Here is an 18644-nt window from a genome sequence, read left to right on the forward strand (position 1 = left end):
CCGCTTGCAAGTATTTATTTTCTCTAGTTCCCAATCTAAAACCTCAAATTTTATGGATTCCAATCCAGCATTGTGTGCAGCGATCGCTCATCAAATTACCGCTAGTCCGCAACAGCGAATTACTTTTGCTGAATTCATGGACATGGCGCTATATCACCCTGAACAAGGCTACTATTGCAGCGATGCAGTCAAAATTGGCTTTCAAGGTGGTGATTTTTTTACCTCTGCTAACCTTGGCGCTGACTTTGGCGAGTTACTAGCAGAACAATTTTTCCAGATGTGGAAGATTTTAGAGCAACCTGTGCCGTTTTCTCTGGTAGAAATGGGAGCCGGTCAAGGAGTGTTGGCATTACATATCCTCAAGCACTATCAGCTACACTACCCAGATTTTCTTACTGCTCTGGAGTACGTCATTGTAGAAAAATCCCCGGCTTTAAGACAAGAACAGCAGCAACGCTTGCAAGAGTTTCCAGTGCGTTGGTGCAATCTAGAAGATATACCATCTAACTCGATTACTGGCTGCTTTTTTTCTAATGAGTTAGTTGATGCTTTACCAGTGCATCAATTCAGCTTAGAGACTGGGGAACTGCGAGAGATTTATGTAACAACGCAAGCAGATAAGGGAGATGAGGAAGTATTTTCTTCCCCTACCATGCCATCATTTGTAGAAGTCACAGGAGAACCTTCTACGCCCCAACTGGCTGAATATTTAGATTTTGTGGGAATTAACTATGCTCAAAGTATTTATCCAGATGGCTACCGTAGCGAAATTAATTTAGCTGCTCTAGATTGGTTGAGTATAGTAGCCGACCGCTTGCAACGTGGCTATGTGTTAACAATTGATTATGGCTATCCTGCCAGTCGTTACTACAATCCCAGGCGATCGCAAGGTACGTTACAGTGCTACTATCACCATCGTTTCCATGACAACCCCTATATCAATATTGGACGACAAGACATTACATCCCATATTGATTTTACAGCTTTGGAACGCTGGGGTGAGCGGTGTGGTTTAGATAAAGTTGGCTTTACCCAGCAGGCTTTGTTTTTAATGGCGTTGGGTTTAGGCGATCGCATCGCTGCCATCTCCTACCAAAACGAACCTCTCTCAAAGTTATTACAACGACGGGACGCACTACATCAGCTTCTAGATTCCACAGGACTGGGCGGCTTTGGAGTCTTAGTTCAGAGCAAAGGTTTACAGGAAATAGAAGCTTCTCGACCACTCAAAGGATTAACTTTCTCAGAGCCAACATAAATGTGAAAAGTTAAAACTCTATTTAAGAATGCTGTATCAGTCTTATTTAGACTAGGATAACAGTGATTACTGTGAAGTCAAATTTAGACAAAAGTAATAATTATGACTGCTCATGAATTGGTGTTGTTAGTAACATTACTTAGCCCAGGTATCTTACTTTCAGTTTTAATAATGCTTACTTTTGCTGCTGGTGGTTGAAGTAGTCAGTCATCAGTTATCACTGTTTACTGATAACTGATAACTGAATTAATAGAAACTCAATGTCTACGACAGGCTACGTCTACGCTGTATCAAAGGAACATGAAAAATGAAGGTGGCATTTCTGGGAACTGGACTGATGGGACTACCAATGGCTCAAAGATTGTTAGCCGCAGATATACAGCTAGTTGCCTACAACCGCACCCCAGAAAAATTAGCACCATTACAAGCAGCCGGCGCTGAAGTGGTGACACATCCCCGCCATGCCATTCGTGCGGCTGAGTGCATCGTTCTCATGCTCACTAATGCCCCAGCAATTTATCATGTCTTGCTTTCCGATACTGCTTGGCACACTCTGGAAGGGCGTACTATCATCCAAATGGGAACAATTACACCCACAGAAAGCCAAGAAATCAGAGATGCAGTGGTTGCAGGTGGTGGTGAATATTTAGAAGCGCCTGTACTAGGCAGCATCCCAGAGGCCCAAGCTGGCAAACTGATGGTGATGGTGGGTGCTGAGCCAGAACAATATCAAAGTCACTTGAAATTACTGCAACATTTCGGAGCAGAACCTTTGCTTATAGGGCCAGTGGGAACTGCTGCGGCGCTCAAATTAGCACTAAATCAACTAATAGCTTCCTTGACAACTAGCTTTGCTCTCAGCCTCGCTTTTGTTCAGCGTCAGGGTGTCGATGTGGATGTGTTTATGCAGATATTGCGTGAGAGTTCACTTTATGCACCTACATTTGACAAAAAGCTGCAACGGATGTTGGCTGGCAATTATGCTAATCCTAATTTTCCGACAAAACATTTGCTAAAAGATACAGAGTTGTTTATCTCGGAAGCAAAATCACGTGGATTGGATCTCAGCAGTATTAAAGGTGTGCGACAAATCTTGCAAACAGCAGTGAAAATGTCATTTGCTGATGCTGATTACTCATCACTATTTTCTATTATTAAGGAATGGGGAGAATCGAGTGAGGAATAAGCAATTCAAAAGCGATCGCCATCTATAATTGTTACAACTTTGGCATTGCTGTTGCAGGTAGTCCAAGAATTTGGCTAACTTGAGCGATCGCTATCCTAGATTGAAGCAAATTCTGTGCTACGTGTAACAATTGCTTTAAGACTTGTTTTGCTTTATTTTTTGGTATCTTTAAGTAAAGTATAAAAATTGATTAACTTTAACGCAGATTGTGGAAAAATCTGTGGAAAACTTTAGGGTTTTCGGGAAAAACTTAATTAAGTATAATTACCCTGTGGAAAACATCAGGGGTTTTTCCACAAGTTTTCCACAGATAGTTATTTACTTAACCATCTGTTAAGCACACTTGTGGCAAGTTTTCCACAAATTCCACAGTTACTAGTATGTAAATAGAAAATATCATTTTAGTAGTAGTTCAGTATGCAGTAAAGTTACCGCTGTTAAACTGGACTGTCATCACTTCTGTATAAACAACAAGGGTGCTAGGATATCCTTCACCAGTTGAATCTAACTATGAAATTAGTTTGCGCCCAAAGCGATCTCAGTACAAATCTCTCACTCGTCAGCCGTGCTGTACCGTCACGGCCGACTCATCCAGTACTTGCCAATGTGCTGCTCCAAGCGGATGCTCAAACTAACCAGGTAAGCTTAACAGCCTTTGATCTCAGCTTGGGTATCCGTACCAGCTTTAACGCTGAGGTATGGCAAGGTGGAGCGATCGCCCTTCCTGCTAAATTGCTTGTAGACATCACCTCTCGTCTTCCAGAAGGAGAAATCACTCTAGACGATGAATCAGTCCTCACAGGTGCAACAGGTGGTGAAGGTTTAATTGTCACGCTTACGCCGAAGAGTGGGCATTATCAGGTGCGAGCAATGGGGCCTGAAGAATTTCCTGAATTGCCTGTAATTGAAAATGCCGAAGCACTACATATCCCTGCTGCTGCATTAATTGAGGGATTGCGGGGTTCATTATTTGCTACGAGTGCAGATGAAACAAAACAAGTACTCACTGGAGTCCATTTAACAGTTAAACAAGATACTCTAGAATTCGCTGCTACTGATGGACATCGCTTAGCAGTAGTAGAAACGACTAACGAACGCTCTCCTGACGAAAGTAGTCAACTAGAAGTCACAGTACCAGCTAGAGCATTACGTGAATTACAAAGAATGTTGGCTCATATCTCCTCATCAGATGAGCCTATAGCTTTACATTTCGATCAAGGTCAAGTTGTGTTTTCCTGGCAAAATCAACGCTTGACTAGTCGTACATTAGAAGGACAATATCCTGCTTACCGACAACTGATCCCACGCCAATTTGAGCGAGAAGTGACAATTGAGCGGCGACAATTCATCAGCACTTTAGAGCGAATTGCGGTGCTAGCCGATCAGAAAAATAATATTGTGAAACTCAGCATTGATAGTGATGCTCAGGAAATTACTTTGTCTTGTGAGGCTCAAGATGTGGGTAGTGGTAGAGAGTCAATGCCGGCACAGATTTCTGGGCAAAACATAGAAATTGCTTTTAACATCAAGTATCTGATGGAAGGCTTGAAAGAGTTACCATCTTCTGAAATTCAAATGCATCTGAATCAAAGTCTGACTCCAGTGATTTTTACCCCACTGGGGGGGTTGAAAATGACCTATTTAGCTATGCCAGTACAGATTCGTACTTAAAAATAGCGCGTCTACAAAGTAAACAGCAATAAACACTTAACTTTGTAGACATATAAATTGGATATTGACTTACTAACTCTTATGTGAAGATGAGTTCTATAAGGCGATCGCTCTCTTAAACACGGAAATCTAAACTTCAGAAATTGAAAAGCAGACGCAGTATGTAAATGTTCAATTTAGGACTTAGAAGTGATTTGTTTCATTGGAATTTCAATCCAAAATTCTGTTCCTAACCCTGGTTGTGAATCACATTTAAATACACCACCATGTTTCTCTACGATAATCTGGTAACTAATTGACAACCCCAAGCCAGTACCTTTTCCCACTGGCTTAGTAGTGAAAAATGGATCACAGATTCTAGCCCTTAGAGTTTCAGGTATTCCTAAACCATTATCTGCAATGCGAATCACCACGCTCTTAACATTATCTTCCAACTCTCCGATCGCAGTACGGATGATGATTTGACTACTGTGAGGTTCTGATTTAGATTCTTTGCCATCTTCTAGGGCATCGATCGCATTGCTCAAAACATTCATAAATACCTGATTGAGTGGGCCAGCATAGCACTCTACCAAGGGTAAGTCACCGTACTCTTTGACTAACTCAATAGCTGGACTTTCGGGTTTTGCTCTCAAGCGATGTTGCAAAATCAGCAAGGTGCTATCAATACCTTCGTGAATATCAACTGGCTTCATTTCAGCCTGGTCAAGGCGCGAGAAATTTCGCAAACCCAAGACAATCTGACGGATGCGCTCAACCCCAATTTTCATAGAAGACAAGGTTTTTGGTAAATCTTCTATGGCAAATTCTAAGTCTATTTCTTCTGAGCGATCGCGAATTTCGGGGCTGGGATTAGGGCAATGCTGTTGATAAAGCTCTAGTATACTAAGTAAATCTTCTGCGTATTCACTGACGTGGTTGATGTTGCCATAAATGAAGTTCACGGGGTTGTTAATTTCATGAGCAACACCAGCTACCAATTGACCAAGTGAAGACATTTTCTCACTTTGGATGAGTTGGGTTTGAGTTTGTTGTAAATCATGCAGAGCTTGAGCTAGCTTTGCTGTCTGTTCTTTGGTCTGGTTCAGCAATTGGGTTTGTTGGAGTGCGACCCCCAGCTGATTGGCAATCTGAGCGATAAACTGAACTTCCGAGGCTTCCCAGTGACGAGGTGCAGAGTTTTGGTATGCTGCTAATAAGCCCCATAACTGTTGTCCAATAAAAATTGGCGCGATCGCATACGCTTTTGTCTGTAATTGCTCCAAAGCCTTAATATGACACTCAGAGTGACCAGCCTCATAGATATCATCAACTGCAAAGGTTTGATTGTGGCGATATCGTCCACCTTGAGTTTCCTGTAAATAGCTATCTTTCCAATCGGTCTTGATATCAGAACTTACTAACTTGACCCAGCCATTAACTACAAACTCAGCGATATATTCACCACTCCAATCAGGGCCGAAGCGATAAACTGCAACTCGATCCGCTTGCAGTGATTTACAGACTTCTTGGGTGGTTGTCTGAAAAATCGCATCTAGATCAAGTGATTCCCGGATTTTAGCAACTACTTCAAACAAGACTCGCTGTTGTTCTGCTGCCTCATGCAAATCAGCTGCTTGCTGTCGTGTCTGAACGAGTAAGTCAGCTTGCTCTAGTGCTACACTTAACTGAGCTGCAACCTGGGTAGCAAATTGGATTTCTGAAGTTTGCCATTCGCGGGGCTGGTTACATTGGTGAATACACAACAAACCCCAAAGCTCATTACTTTTAGCTAGTGGTAAAACTAAATTAGCTTGAACCTGGAGTTGCTCCAGCATTTGGACATAGCAAGGGTTCAGTCCAGAGTTATGGATATCAGCGATCGCGTTAACGCGTCCCTGACGATAAAGAGCATGATACTTCTTTTTAAAACAGTTATCTTGAATTTTTAAAGTTAAAGCAGAAGTAAACTCTGGCAAAACATTTTCTGAAACAATTTCACCTTCATCAAATTCAGAATTAGGGTCAAAGCGGTATACTACCACTCGATCAGCATTCAAAGAGCGACGCACTTCACATACTGTTGCTGCAAAAACTGTCTCCAAGTCAAGCGATTCTCGAATCTTCGCAACAACTTCAAACAATACCTGTTGCTGTTCTGCTGCTTGTTGCAAACCTAACGCTTGCTGTTGCGTTTGCGTGAGTAACTCCGCTTGCTGTAGTGCTACACCAATTTGAGCAGCAATCTGACTGAGAAAGTTAATTTCAACAGCTTTCCATTGGCGGGGCCTAGAGTGTTGATAAGTTGCAAGCAAACCCCAAAGTTTTTGTCCAACAAAGATTGGAGCAAGCACAAAAGCGTGAATTTGAAACTGCTCCAGATTGTCGATGTGACAAGGATCAAACCCCATCTTGTAGATGTCATCTACCGCAAATGTTTCATTATTGCGGTAACGTCCTCCTTGGGTGTCTTGTAAGTAGGTGTCATTCCAAACTGTATTAATACCAAGTTTGTACTCATTTGACCAGTATGGACTAGCAGCCTCAAAATCACCGACGAATTCCCCACCCCAATCAGAACTGAAGCGATATACAGAAACGCGATCAGCTTTGATTAATTGACAAACTTCTTTAGTAGTTGTTTGAAAAATTGTATTAGTGTCAAGAGACTCACGAATCTTGGCAATAACTCCAAACACAGCTTGTTGTTGTTCAGCTGTCCGTTGCAGTTCAAATGTGCGCCTTTTAACTTGTTTTTCTAAATTCTCATTGAAGGCTTGTACCTGTTGGTATAGTTCATACTGTTGAATTGCTGAAGCAAAATGTTTGCTAAGTTCTCCAGCTAGTTCAATCTCTTCATCTGTCCATTTGCGTGCTTGAGCTTTCTTATATTCCCGCCAAACTTCAAACGATAGACGGGGATATAGTTGCCTTTGATCAAGGTCTAATTGACCTGCCCACAGGGTTTCTGTATCTATTTCGTTCCGAAAAATGCTTAAATAGCCCAGCAATTGCTGACGATACTGGAGTGGAATCATCAACATGCTGCGAATTTTAGTTTGTTGAAAACTAGTTTGTAAACTTCGCAAGCTGGGAGTTTGATATATGTCTGAAATTGCCCAAACATCATATTCACCAGACTTGTAATGTTCCTGCCAGACGCTATACTGCTCTATCAATGGATAGATATTTTGTTCTGGTACTATAGGCTGTTGTCCAGAAGTATAAAGCCTGATACAATTATTTCCTGGGATTAAACATTCTACTAAACTCTGAACGCTGCCATTTTGGAAATTCAAGGCTTCATTTCTAATGCAAAGCCTGCCACCAATACCATTAAAAGCAGCTATAGCTGCTTCTAAAGCTGGTTGTAATATAATTGTGGGCAATGAATGCAGTAAGGTGGCAATGCGGTTAATGATAGCTTCCCGTTCAGCTTTCTGGCGGGCTTGAGTCAGGAGGGTACTTTGAGCGATCGCAACCGACAATTGATCAACTACCATTTGTACTGCTTCGAGTTCATATTCTGAAATAAATCGAGTTTCAGAATTATGAGATACCAGCAGTCCCCAGAGTTCATTTTGATAAAGAATAGGCGCTACTACACTGGACTTTACCCCCATAGCTGTCAAATATTCAATATGGCAGGCATCTACAGGGCGGTAATGTATGTCCTCTAATATAGTTTCTCCATTTTCCAAGTCACGCAGGTGACTTTGACCAATCTCCCCAGTATCCACATTCACAACAGAACGTACCCATGACTTGATAAACAGTTCACGAGCGGATAGTGGAATGTCATCAGCGGGAAAATTTAGCCCTAGTAGCGACGGTAATCGATTATTGTAAATTGACTCAGCAATGACCTGACCACTACCATCTGCATGAAACTTGTAAATCATCACTCGGTCAGTTCCAAGAAGCGATCGCACCTCCGCCGTTGTCACCGTAATAATGTCTTCTAACTCTAAGGTTCGTCGGATACGGTTTGTAATACGGTTTAGTAAACTTTCTTCATAACGACTTACTTGTAAGTCTTTTTCATCGTTTAAGGTCATTGTTTATAGTAAAATAAATTAACAATTTGCCAATAAACATAATTAAATCTAAAGACATTTTTAAATTTAATTAATCAACTTGTCTTCAGTAAAACTACTGGCAATACACCATCACATAATTTATTTACTCAAAATTCATAAAAACAGTAATTTTCTTAGTGAATTACGTAGGTCTATAGCAGATAAAATTAACTATTTACACCAAATCTCTGCGTTGATGTTGATTTTATTTAGACTAATCAATTTACTGCATTTTTACGCCAAGTGTTACTGAATAATTACTAAATAAATAAGATGCTTACCCTCAACTAATTTTAAAATTTGGATAATATCTACTTAAGGTCATCAATTTAAAAAAACACAATACAAATAATTGAAAGTAAAGAGTACAGACACAATATTCATTGCATCTGTACAAGTTAAAATAAGAACTTTTTGCTTTTTAGTGTTGGCTTTTTGTCCAGACGCTACCGCGTAAGCAGAATTAAACTCTTACATTGTCAGTAAAGCGAATTTTCAGATAGTCTTCTTCCATCTTTGCTCCTGATGGTTGGAGTGCTGCTAAGGCTTGCGGTAATACTAAGTTACGCCGATGGTTGCCAATAGTAATGTTTAATTCATCTCCAGTTTTATTCAGTTGAATCTGGTCTTTGGGAATACCAGGTAAGTAGAGTTCCAAACTGTATTGGTTTTGCTCTTGCACGACTCTAATAGTCGTTTCTTTGTAATAAACCTGAGTTGGATCTTCATCCTTATACAGAGTTTCCTTTAACCGTTCTAATGCTGGCAATCCACACAATTCCTCAGAGAATAGCGGAACTTCTTTTACAGGCAAAGGATGAAAATTATCATGGATTTCCTGACGGTATTGCTGTTGATTCTCTTTCCAACGTTGGAAAAAAGGGTCTTGTACTTCGCTAGGAATGATGCGATTAGCTACTACTAAATCTGTAGCAACGTTGTACAAACTTAAATAAGCATGAGCGCGGAGAGACTCTTTAATCACCATCTTTTCTGGATTCGTGATGAGACGCACTGAAGTTTGAGTATTGTCTGTTAATACTTTTTCTAGAGCTTCAATTTGTTCATAAAACTCGTAAGGTGCATCCATCACCTCTTTGTCTGGAAGAGAAAAACCAGCGATTGGCCTAAAAAAAGGTTCAACTAGAGGTCTAAGTGCTACTGAAATGTTTTGAAATGGTTTGTAAAAACGACGCATATACCAGCCACCAATTTCTGGTAAACTTAGTAGTCGTAATGCTGTACCAGTAGGGGCTGAGTCAATAATCAAGACATCAAACTCGCCTTCATCGTAATGACGTTTCATTCTTACCAAGCCAAAAATCTCATCCATGCCTGGTAAAATTGCCAATTCTTCCGCCTGCACCCCTTCTAAACCCCTTGCCTGTAAAACTTGGGTGATATAGCGCTTCACAGAACCCCAGTTTCCTTCTAGTTCTAGCAACGCATCCAATTCCGCACCCCACAAATTTGGGCGAATCTCTCGCGGCGCATGGCCCATTTCCAGGTCAAAACTGTCTGCCAAAGAGTGAGCGGGGTCTGTACTCAGAACTAGGGTGCGATAACCTAGTTCCGCGCAACGGAGTCCAGTCGCAGCAGCAACGGAGGTTTTACCCACGCCGCCTTTGCCAGTCATCAAAATTACACGCATGGATGATTCTGTCCTGACTGAGAATTTTTTACATTTATTTACATTATCAACTGTTTAAGAAAAATAAATGCCTCTTTCTTACGTCTAGGCGTAAATAGTTCCAATAATTAAACCTTGTTGCTATACTGACCGCTATTGATATAATTGCGATCGCACGTTGAGATTAAGATTATTAGGCATCATAATTTATGGGTTGAATTGAGCGATCGCAAAACCCAGTATTTATAAGTTGAGTTCAACCATATTTCAATTATCGACTGTTTAAGGAAAAGAAATGCTGTTTTACTACGTCTAAGCGCGAACAATTCCAATAATCAATATGAGAAACAATTAAACTAGCAGAATTAAGACGTAATTCACTCCAGCCAGGGATAGAAATTCGTGGTTTCCAAGGGAGGGGAGTATTCCAGCTAAGTGTCCAGTCAGTTTTTATTATGTCTCCATCTTTTTTTATATCGTCTAAGTCCATTTTGGGATTTAAAAAAAACGTCTCGATGAATTTAATCATCCATTTGTAACGTTTAACACCATGAAATTTATTCAGCGGGTCTTGGAAATAAACGTCTTGAGCGTAAATACTGTAAGTTTGATTAACTGGAAATCTTTGATAGTCTTCTTTGAGGATTTCAATGATATCCATAATGAATAGACTTATTTTTAAATTGATGTAAATTATTTAAACAGGGTTTGATATAAATTAATATGATGAATTCAAATCAACCCTCATTCCATAAGCGTTCTAGCTGACGCCGCCAAGCACCTAAGACTTCTGCTTGCGCCTCTGGGGTTTGCTCTACTTCACCCAGTAAACCTTCTGCGTAAAAGCGTTCCAGGTTTTGCATAGTAGCTTGAAGAGATTGTCCTTGCTGTTTTGCTGCTTGGACAATTTGCCGGATGCGGCTTTCGACAAGTCGATTAAAGACATCATTTAACCCAGTCTGATGCAAAGACATAAGTCTGTTAATTGCATTAAAAAAATCTGCACTTACTAAGGTTTCATTGTTGTGATGAAATACTCCCCAAACTACGCCCTCATACAAAGCGTAGCGTACTTCTTGAGTGGCATCAAAGTTAGCTTCTAGTAACTGTCCTAAAAAAGGTTGGGCTTCTTGTGCAGGCACAATCGGTAGTAAAACTCGCAGCCAAGTATTATCTTCGGAAAGCAACACCAACAGCCGAAAATTAGGAGTATCTACTTGCCATGATCCTAGTGCGATCGCAGCAACCGCTTCTGTGCTAAATAATTCTGTTAAGGTAGACGCAATTTCTTCATGTGTCATAGTTTTTCCGTGGCTTCAGCCTCTAGCGTACTGCTCTGAGGTTCATTAGGTACATCAGTTTATCTATTAGATACCTAAAATGGGATTGCACTTAACCCTTCAATTATTGTGTTTTTTTATAAATCAAAAAAACTGATCCAATTGGTCCAGAGTTTTCTACATATATTTTCTGATTGTAATACAATCCTGGAGACATACCTCCATCAAATAATATCCCTTCTTGAATCTTACCTAAACAGTTATTGCGGGCAATTCCTTCTAGAACATCATCAAATCTATCTGGTAGCAACTCTTGATTAACTTGAGATATCTCAATAGCTGAATTAGCTTTTGCGTCATTCACCAATAGAATTACATACCCTTTATTAGTGATAGCTGCCATAGAGCGATTAGTCGCATTTTTACAAGCAAATTCTCCCAAGTCCTGACAAATATCTTTAAACTTACCCTGACGGTAGAATCTGCCATTACCTCCCACCAAATTATAATTAAGAATATTATTTTTTCTTCTGCCAGCCTGGATGGTAGCCTGTCGCTGCTTAGGTGTACCTCCTGATATACCAAAGGAAGAACGCTTATTTTTAAAAGCTCCCGAATACTCAATACCGCGAGAAATATTTAAACCTTGTGGCCGATCATCAGTATCTATATAGTCAGCATTAATCGCGGCAATAGGTAGCTGTCTGTTTAATTTGGCATTTGTCTCAGCGATGAGTTCACGAAACTGTTTTGGTATATATTCTTGACGCAGTTTTCCCTTGGCATCTTTAGCATATATCTGATGAGATAGGCCAACATTAACTTTGAAATCTAATTTCTCTGATTTAGGATTAAAAATAATTACATGGTTGATGCCTCTTTCATATTTTTCACCCCGATTATTAGTTTTGAAAAATTCAATACTGAATTTGTTATCTTTACCAAGACAAGTTTTAGATGCTTTGGGTATTGAATTTGCTGAAATCTCTGTACAACCTGAGAATAAGCTTGCTGCAATTATCGAGATAAGTAACAAAATTAATTTTTTCGTAGACATATAATGTAAAAACCCGCTATAGGATTACTATAGCGGGGAAAATTTTAGATTTCAGCTTGGTCTTCATTTAAGAAGTAATTAAGGGAGCCATTCTAGAACAGCTTCTTCTTTGGTGTTGGTATTCCGAGATGGTGTCTCACGATTAAACTTCATGTGAATTGATCGGGTTTGTTCACCATCAGCAGCCACAGCCAAAATCGGATAGTCAATTAAACCATCTTGGAAGGACATCTGGAAGCGGAATGTACCATCTGGATTCAGCTTAATCGGACGACCGCCAATCGTTACGGTAGCATCAGGTTCAGTTGCACCATAGACAATCAGTTCAGCATCGGCAATTAGCCAAAACTGGCGCGGACGTACTGGCACAGCGGAAGCCGAGAAGCCAACACCCGACATTCCTACGCCAGACATGGTTAAACCAGACACGGTAGGAACTGCCCACATACCCACACCAGATGGGAAAACGTAGGAACTGATAGCTTGTTCGGGACGCGCGGAACCTGGTACTTGCTGCATGGAACCGAATATAGAACCAGCAACTCGTTGTGCTTCGGCGGACTCAGCCAAGCCAAAGATTTGGTCATAGATAGGATTGCCATTGGCATTTGCATTGCCATTAGCGCTTGTTGCCGCTATCTTCTTGGCAGGGGGAACTAGTTCGTACTGAGTCTGTCCACGCAAATCTTCTTCAAAGTTCACAGTGATAAAGACATCCTCAATCCAATCGGAAGGATAGACGGGAGGAATGTGTACTTTTGTAGAACGGGCTAATACTAACCAGCGACCATCGGCAGCACGGTAGCCGACATCGATTACATAATCGCGATCGCTCACTGGAACAGGTAGATACCATTCTCTTGCTAATTCATCAGCAGGATATTCTTGAATGCTGTGAGGGCTTTGGTACTCGATATTGATGTCGGTGACATCATAAATCCGTAGTGCCAGTTGTTGCCCTCCTTGGCGGCGCAGCTCCTCTTTATGTTCATTAGGAACATCCCAGTAAGTGTAAGCCCACTGAGGATCGCGGGGTAAAAGCACAATGCGGCTGTCACCGTAACCTGCTGGCAGATCCGCAATTCCTTCGTCAACATCAGCGAGGGAGCCACCAGTACGATCTTCTTGACCTAATTCAAATTTTGCTGCTTCCACGGTTTCCTGTGCCTCCAGTGAGCGAGATGGGGTAAGCGAAATTTTGCTGCGCTGGACTTCTTGAATTGATGCCAGCAGTTGTGATTTCCGCATTCGGCTATAGCGAGAGATGCTATATTCGCTGGCAACTCTACGTAGTTGCCGTAATGTCATTTCTTCTAACGGTGGGCGTTCTTTTGCCATTTGTTTGGCCTCCAGTAGTTTAAGCGGTAAATGATTTCCCCTGGTTAAAGAATGCTGTATAAAATGTCATCCACTCCAGATGAATTTCTTATTCCTGACTCCTGGTTTTGCCCAGTTTTTAAGTTTTTTAGTCTGTTTTTAAATTGAGAGTGACTCACTTTCAATTCCTAATTTATGCCATAGTCAGCATTTCTTTGGGATCGGAGGAGTTGTTTCTATAAGTATATATAACCAGTAACCCTCTGTAGGGATCAAGGGGTCTCAAGACGTTTTTTTGTTCGTTTCACGAATTTATCAGTTCTTTCGGGATCAAAATGTTATGGTTTTATGACATTTTGATCATTGACGCTGGTTCAGATCTCGGATAATGTCAAGCTTTCATAACATCTTTGTGGAGTTTTTGGAGATGGGGGATGAAATGCCCGCCAGTTATACTAAAGGCGAACATTCAATGACAGGTAACAGAGATGAGAGGTGCGATCGCGCAATTAGCTGAGTAAGGTTCTTCTATTACTGTTCTATTACTGTACTGTTCTATTACTGTATTGATGTTCGTCTATGCAAAGTCGGAGGGTCGGTTTCTAAGCATCTGAACTTTCCAAGACAGTGTTTAGATTTTTGTAAAAGGTTTATTTAAGAAAGTACGACTTAACTTCTTGCTCTATTTGCTCACTAATAATCTCAGTTCCTATACCAGGTTTATCCAGATTAACTCTAATAAAATTTGTCTTGTCTGCCTCTGTAAATTTTTTATTGTTATCAGAATCTTTGAGAGTTTTTAAAATAATTGCGTTTTGGCTGGGAATAACAACCCAATTGATGATTTGGGTGTTATTTGGAGTAATTTGCTGGAGATTCTTACCTGACAAATCAGAAAGATAGCCAATAATGCCATCTTCGTTGTTTAGTTTATTATCTGCGTTTGTATCTTGGTCAAGGATTTTATACAACCACAATCTGGTGGGTGGTCTGCCTGTTGCTTTTACTTCCAATAAATCGAAGGAAGTTATGATTGCTTTTTTATTTAACAGAAGATGAGTTTCAGCATCTTGTTTATGATAGAAGATGATATTAAACAAATTGCTATTTCTTTCAGAGTAACCTGAAGAATTCAAATAATTATCCCTTTCTTTATTTATATCTTTTAGACTAACTGGAATCATCAAATAATCTGATTGTTCTTTAATAATTAATTCGCCATAGACAATATTTTGTTGTGGTTTAGATTTGTCAGTGGCCTTCGCTTGCTCTGTTTTTCTGCTAACAGTTGGTTCACAGGCAAAAGAAAGGATAGCTATGATAGTAGCTGTAGTAATTCTCTTGAAAAAGCTATAATTTTTCATTAAACTCTCCACCAGGAAATGTTGCTGTCCTATTGTATTCCCTGCTGGAAAATTGCCCAAGAGTTTTATTTAGATTTAGAACGTAAAAAATAATAAAAAACATCCTAAAAAGCCAAAAACCTAGTCAGGATTGACCAGGTTTTCTCGGATTTAGAATTTTCAAGTGATTAAACTTTGTAAGCAATCGAGAGTTAACAACTAAGGTGGACATTAAACTCACAAATCCAGCATTCTTGCGTTTTTCCGCTTTGGGATTTGGCTTTGCCTTTTAAATTAGGCTTTTGGCCACTTGCACATCATTGATATGCTGAGATTTGCTTGGGTTGCTGACGGGAGACACCAGGTCATTTACCCATTTAGTTTGGTTTTTCCTTGTTTGGTGTCCTACTATTTAAGTTATCACTTAGTTGGTGAGTTGCAACCCTAAGTTTACTAAAGTTGACGTTTTGTTGGATTTTGCAATATGGATGTCACATACTGTGCAAAACAACAAGTCAATTTACCAATTCCACATGATTGGACTATCATCAAAATGGTCTGTAACGATGCGTCCAATGGCATCAATTTCTGTCAGTTCAGCAGTAGAAAGTTTAACCTCAGCGGCTAGTGCGTTTGCTGTTGCTTGTTCGGGATAACGCGCCCCAGCGATGGCATTTGCTTGAGGTTGGGCAATTAACCACGCTAATGCCAACTGGGCCAAGGTACAATTATGACGGTCAGCTATAGGACGCAGTTTTTCTAAAGCTTGTTGGGCACGTTCAAAGTTTTCGCCTTGAAATAGCTTATTTTTAGCACGGTTATCTGCTGGGTCAAATTTGTGACCAGACTCAAATTTGCCTGTCAGCAATCCCTGGGCTAAAGGCGAATAAGCCAGGATAGAAATATTGTTTTCTATACAATAAGGCATTGCATCCTTTTCTATCTGTCTCCAAAACAAAGAATAGGGTGGTTGTAAACTATCAATACGTCGATACTTTGAGGCTTCTGCCAATTGGACGCGAGAAAAATTAGAAACACCAATTGCTCGAATTTTACCTTGATCTTTGAGTAGAGTTAGAGCGCCCATAGTTTCCTCAATAGGTACTATTTCACTATTGAAAGCGCCGGAGGGCCAATGAATTTGGTAAAGGTCGATGTAATCGGTTTTGAGGTTTGTTAGGGAGCGCTCACAAGCTGCAATTACTTGATCATACTTTAGATGGTTAGCGAAAACTTTTGTGGCATATTCCACGCGATCGCGCACATCAGATCATCAGATAAAGCTTCGGCTATAATGCGCTCAGAATGCCCTTCACCATAAACTTCAGCAGTATCAATTGTGGTGATCCCAGCCTCATAAGCTGCTCGGATAGTTTTAATTGAGTCAGCATCCTCAATTCCCACCCACATTTTTTTACCAGCTTGCCAAGTTCCCATCAGAATGGGTGTGATTTGCACATCTGATTTACCTAGCGATCGCTTTTCCATGCTTAAATTCTGAGTTGATAATTCCTTCTTCATCTTACGCAGCTCAAGTAGACAGATGTAAATGAAGACATTACCTCAGCTATGGTTCTACAGTCACGGGTGTTCCTAAATCCACCTGATGGAATAATTCCTGAATATCCTGGTTGTACATCCGAATACAACCATGTGAGACGGCTTTGCCCACTGAATCAGGATTAGGAGTACCATGAAAGCCAACCCAATTGTTACCATCTGTCCAAAATCCAATCCAGTAGTTACCAAGAGGATTTTGAGCGTGTCCTCCAGGTATGGCTTTTTCGGTGAAAGGGTTTATCCAAGCAGGTTTTTTCAACATATTAAGTACTTGGAAATTACCTGTTGGAGTTTCCCAGCCTTGGCGTCCTACTGCTATTGGATAACTTTTCATTTGGGTTTTTCCTCGATAGAGGGTTACTTGGCGATCGCTAAGACTAATCTTGAGATGAAGAGGTAAATTATTTGAATTATTAGCAATTAATTTTTTGGATGAAGTGTAGGAAGTAACTGTTAGTTCAGAAACTAATGGTATTGCTGGATAAGAATTTAATACAAATATACAAGTGAAAGTAACTAATTTGAATGATTGCTTTAACATTTGGATATGGCTGTATTTCAGTGGTAGAAACATTTGTGAGTTTCTCCTCATCGATATTTCCTGAGTTAAAAGCTTGAAGACTCTTAAATTGATCAGCAATTTATTGTTAGCCCAACTATTGTTCTACTTCTGAACACAATTAACGATGTGAATCAGAAGTTTAAAACTTGCATATAGACATTTATCTTAAAATTTAACTTTGTTGATTTTTCGTTTCGTCTGTCTAGAGTATAGTTGATTTCATAATTTTGTAATGTTTAATACAGCTTTCATCTAGACTAATTTATTTTTTAAAATACTTACATATTTTTTTAATAAAATTGTTATAGTATGAATTTAATCATTTTATTTTTGATTAAATAATAGAAAAGTAGCAGAATTATTTATAGAGATAATTAAACTAAGAATATTGCTAATTTCCTATCATTAAGTAGCAATAGTGTGGGCGATAGTCAACACACCAGATGTTAACCTATGATTAAAACACTGCTAAGTGAATACCTATGCAAGCAACCACTATCCACGCTCTCAAAGAATGGGCAGTTGCCGTAAATGCCCTAGAAAGTGGCAAAACAATTATGTTGCTCCGTAAAGGTGGTATCCATGAACGGAGTGGACGTTTCCAAGTTGCTCATGAGCAGATTTTGCTTTACCCTACTTATGAACATCAACAAGCTTTCATGCTCAAAGCTGAGTATGCTAATTTTGTCTATCCAGTAACATCAGGTTGGCATCCAGAAACAATTCGCATCGGTAGTTGGGCTGAAATTACTGATATTTTGCCAGTCAGTAACGAGTCTATTGTTGACGCTTTACTCCCTTTCCATATTTGGAACGAGCATTTTATTAGCGATCGCCTCAAATGGAAACCACGTCAACCTCTATATATTCTCCTCCTGCGGGCTTACAAACTACCCCAAGAGCAAGAAATTCCTTATCGCTCTGAGTACGGTGGCTGCAAATCATGGATTGATTTAGAGCAATCGATTCAGATAGAAGGTGCAAAACCTGTCTTGTCTGACTTTGCATACACCCAATTAGTAGAGACAATTCGCGGGATTGTCGGCGACAAGTTGTATGCTCCATCCCTCTAACGCCAAGTGCAGATTTTGGATTTGACGCAACTGCATAAGTAACTTCTAGAATCTGCACTAATGTAACCAGAACAACAAATATTTGGATTGCAAACCTCAGCTTAAATAGTAGTTGTTGATACATACAATTGCAAAAACCGCGGATAACATTAGAGGAATCTTGACCTAGGTAAAAGGTAAAGACTGTTTATCTTTGTGTCCTACTATCAACTGCCTTTATGGGGTTGACATGTTAAGTAATTATCCTTATTTAGATAGTGCTTAATCTTGCTTACCTAAGACTTCAGGTAAAAAAGTCCCCCACAAGGGTGAGGTTAGCCTTGACAAAAGTCTGGCATTATGCCTTATCAGAGAAAAGCAAAGGAGTTTGCAATGCATCGACAAATGTGCTGGTTATCTAAGTTTGGCAGCGATGGAGAGAAAATCTTGCATTTGCAGATAGCACCCAATCAACCTTGGCGTCCCTACACAGCTTTTGGGCAATTTGCAGTACCAGATTATCAAATACCAGGCGGTTCTAAAGGCTGGGCAACTTACCAAAAACTTCTCAAAGCTGGCTGGACATTAGTACATAGCGCACGGGCAAATGAATTTGGTAGCAGCTTCGCAGAGTCAACAGTTCAAAATCAGTAGTTAGGAGTTAAGGGGT

14 protein-coding genes and 1 pseudogene are annotated in these 18644 nt (G+C 40.1%); 6 read left to right on the forward strand and 9 right to left on the reverse strand.

All coding sequences use genetic code 11. From position 1 onward, the window contains the following. Nucleotides 1-52: 52 nt before the first annotated feature. The 3 genes from HCR01_RS18095 to dnaN all read left to right on the forward strand — a co-directional run bounded on the left by HCR01_RS18095 (nt 53) and on the right by dnaN (nt 4115). Entirely contained in the window at nt 53-1258 is a 1206-nt protein-coding gene (locus HCR01_RS18095; RefSeq protein ID WP_193197517.1) for a class I SAM-dependent methyltransferase, read from the forward strand. A gap of 307 nt (nt 1259-1565) precedes the next feature. Beyond that, the gene (locus HCR01_RS18100) at nt 1566-2444 is read left to right on the forward strand and encodes an NAD(P)-dependent oxidoreductase (RefSeq protein ID WP_193197518.1); all 879 of its coding nucleotides are present in this window, start codon (nt 1566-1568) and stop codon (nt 2442-2444) included. Between the two features lie 510 nt (nt 2445-2954). Then, complete coding sequence (gene dnaN, locus HCR01_RS18105; RefSeq protein WP_193197519.1) at nt 2955-4115, forward strand: DNA polymerase III subunit beta; 1161 nt, start codon at nt 2955-2957, stop codon at nt 4113-4115. Between the two features lie 176 nt (nt 4116-4291). Here dnaN and HCR01_RS18110 read toward each other — a convergent pair whose 3' ends face one another. The 6 genes from HCR01_RS18110 to HCR01_RS18135 all read right to left on the reverse strand — a co-directional run bounded on the left by HCR01_RS18110 (nt 4292) and on the right by HCR01_RS18135 (nt 13478). Further along, on the reverse strand, nt 4292-8152 hold the full coding sequence (locus HCR01_RS18110; RefSeq protein WP_193197520.1) for a GAF domain-containing protein: 3861 nt from the start codon (nt 8150-8152) through the stop codon (nt 4292-4294). Nucleotides 8153-8636: 484 nt separating this feature from the next. Beyond that, entirely contained in the window at nt 8637-9824 is a 1188-nt protein-coding gene (locus HCR01_RS18115; RefSeq protein WP_193197521.1) for a TRC40/GET3/ArsA family transport-energizing ATPase, read from the reverse strand. 250 nt (nt 9825-10074) lie between these two features. Beyond that, on the reverse strand, nt 10075-10464 hold the full coding sequence (locus HCR01_RS18120; RefSeq protein WP_193197522.1) for a DUF2358 domain-containing protein: 390 nt from the start codon (nt 10462-10464) through the stop codon (nt 10075-10077). Nucleotides 10465-10540: 76 nt separating this feature from the next. Then, nucleotides 10541-11104: a hypothetical protein gene (locus HCR01_RS18125; RefSeq protein ID WP_193197523.1), complete on the reverse strand. Its 564-nt coding sequence runs from the start codon at nt 11102-11104 to the stop codon at nt 10541-10543. Between the two features lie 103 nt (nt 11105-11207). Beyond that, nucleotides 11208-12140, reverse strand: a complete 933-nt coding sequence (locus tag HCR01_RS18130; protein ID WP_193197524.1) for a phosphodiester glycosidase family protein — start codon at nt 12138-12140, stop codon at nt 11208-11210. Nucleotides 12141-12218: 78 nt separating this feature from the next. Then, a complete protein-coding gene (locus HCR01_RS18135; protein WP_193197525.1) occupies nt 12219-13478 on the reverse strand; it encodes a DUF4912 domain-containing protein in 1260 nt (419 codons plus the stop codon). Nucleotides 13479-13845: 367 nt separating this feature from the next. Between HCR01_RS18135 and HCR01_RS40040 the strand changes: the two genes are divergently transcribed. Next, a complete protein-coding gene (locus HCR01_RS40040) occupies nt 13846-13974 on the forward strand; it encodes a hypothetical protein (protein WP_264299919.1) in 129 nt (42 codons plus the stop codon). Nucleotides 13975-14107: 133 nt separating this feature from the next. Here the strand turns inward: HCR01_RS40040 and HCR01_RS18140 are convergent, their stop codons facing one another. The 3 genes and pseudogenes from HCR01_RS18140 to HCR01_RS18150 all read right to left on the reverse strand — a co-directional run bounded on the left by HCR01_RS18140 (nt 14108) and on the right by HCR01_RS18150 (nt 16934). Beyond that, nucleotides 14108-14821 (reverse strand): hypothetical protein, encoded by a 714-nt coding sequence (locus HCR01_RS18140; protein ID WP_193197621.1) that lies wholly within the window; start codon nt 14819-14821, stop codon nt 14108-14110. 499 nt (nt 14822-15320) lie between these two features. Continuing rightward, nucleotides 15321-16288 (reverse strand): annotated as a pseudogene (locus tag HCR01_RS18145) (aldo/keto reductase). A gap of 79 nt (nt 16289-16367) precedes the next feature. Next, nucleotides 16368-16934 carry a L,D-transpeptidase gene (locus tag HCR01_RS18150; RefSeq protein ID WP_226889418.1) on the reverse strand — a complete coding sequence of 189 codons (567 nt, stop codon included), beginning with the start codon at nt 16932-16934 and terminating at the stop codon, nt 16368-16370. Nucleotides 16935-17404: 470 nt separating this feature from the next. Here HCR01_RS18150 and HCR01_RS18155 point away from each other — a divergent pair, with 470 nt between their 5' ends. Together HCR01_RS18155 and HCR01_RS18160 are read left to right on the forward strand one after the other, a co-directional pair. Next, on the forward strand, nt 17405-17995 hold the full coding sequence (locus HCR01_RS18155; protein ID WP_193197526.1) for a DUF1802 family protein: 591 nt from the start codon (nt 17405-17407) through the stop codon (nt 17993-17995). Between the two features lie 372 nt (nt 17996-18367). Next, nucleotides 18368-18628 carry a hypothetical protein gene (locus tag HCR01_RS18160; protein ID WP_193197527.1) on the forward strand — a complete coding sequence of 87 codons (261 nt, stop codon included), beginning with the start codon at nt 18368-18370 and terminating at the stop codon, nt 18626-18628. Nucleotides 18629-18644 lie beyond the last annotated feature (16 nt).

Source organism: Nostoc sp. MG11 (assembly GCF_014904695.1).
Classification (GTDB): Bacteria; Cyanobacteriota; Cyanobacteriia; order Cyanobacteriales; family Nostocaceae; genus Komarekiella.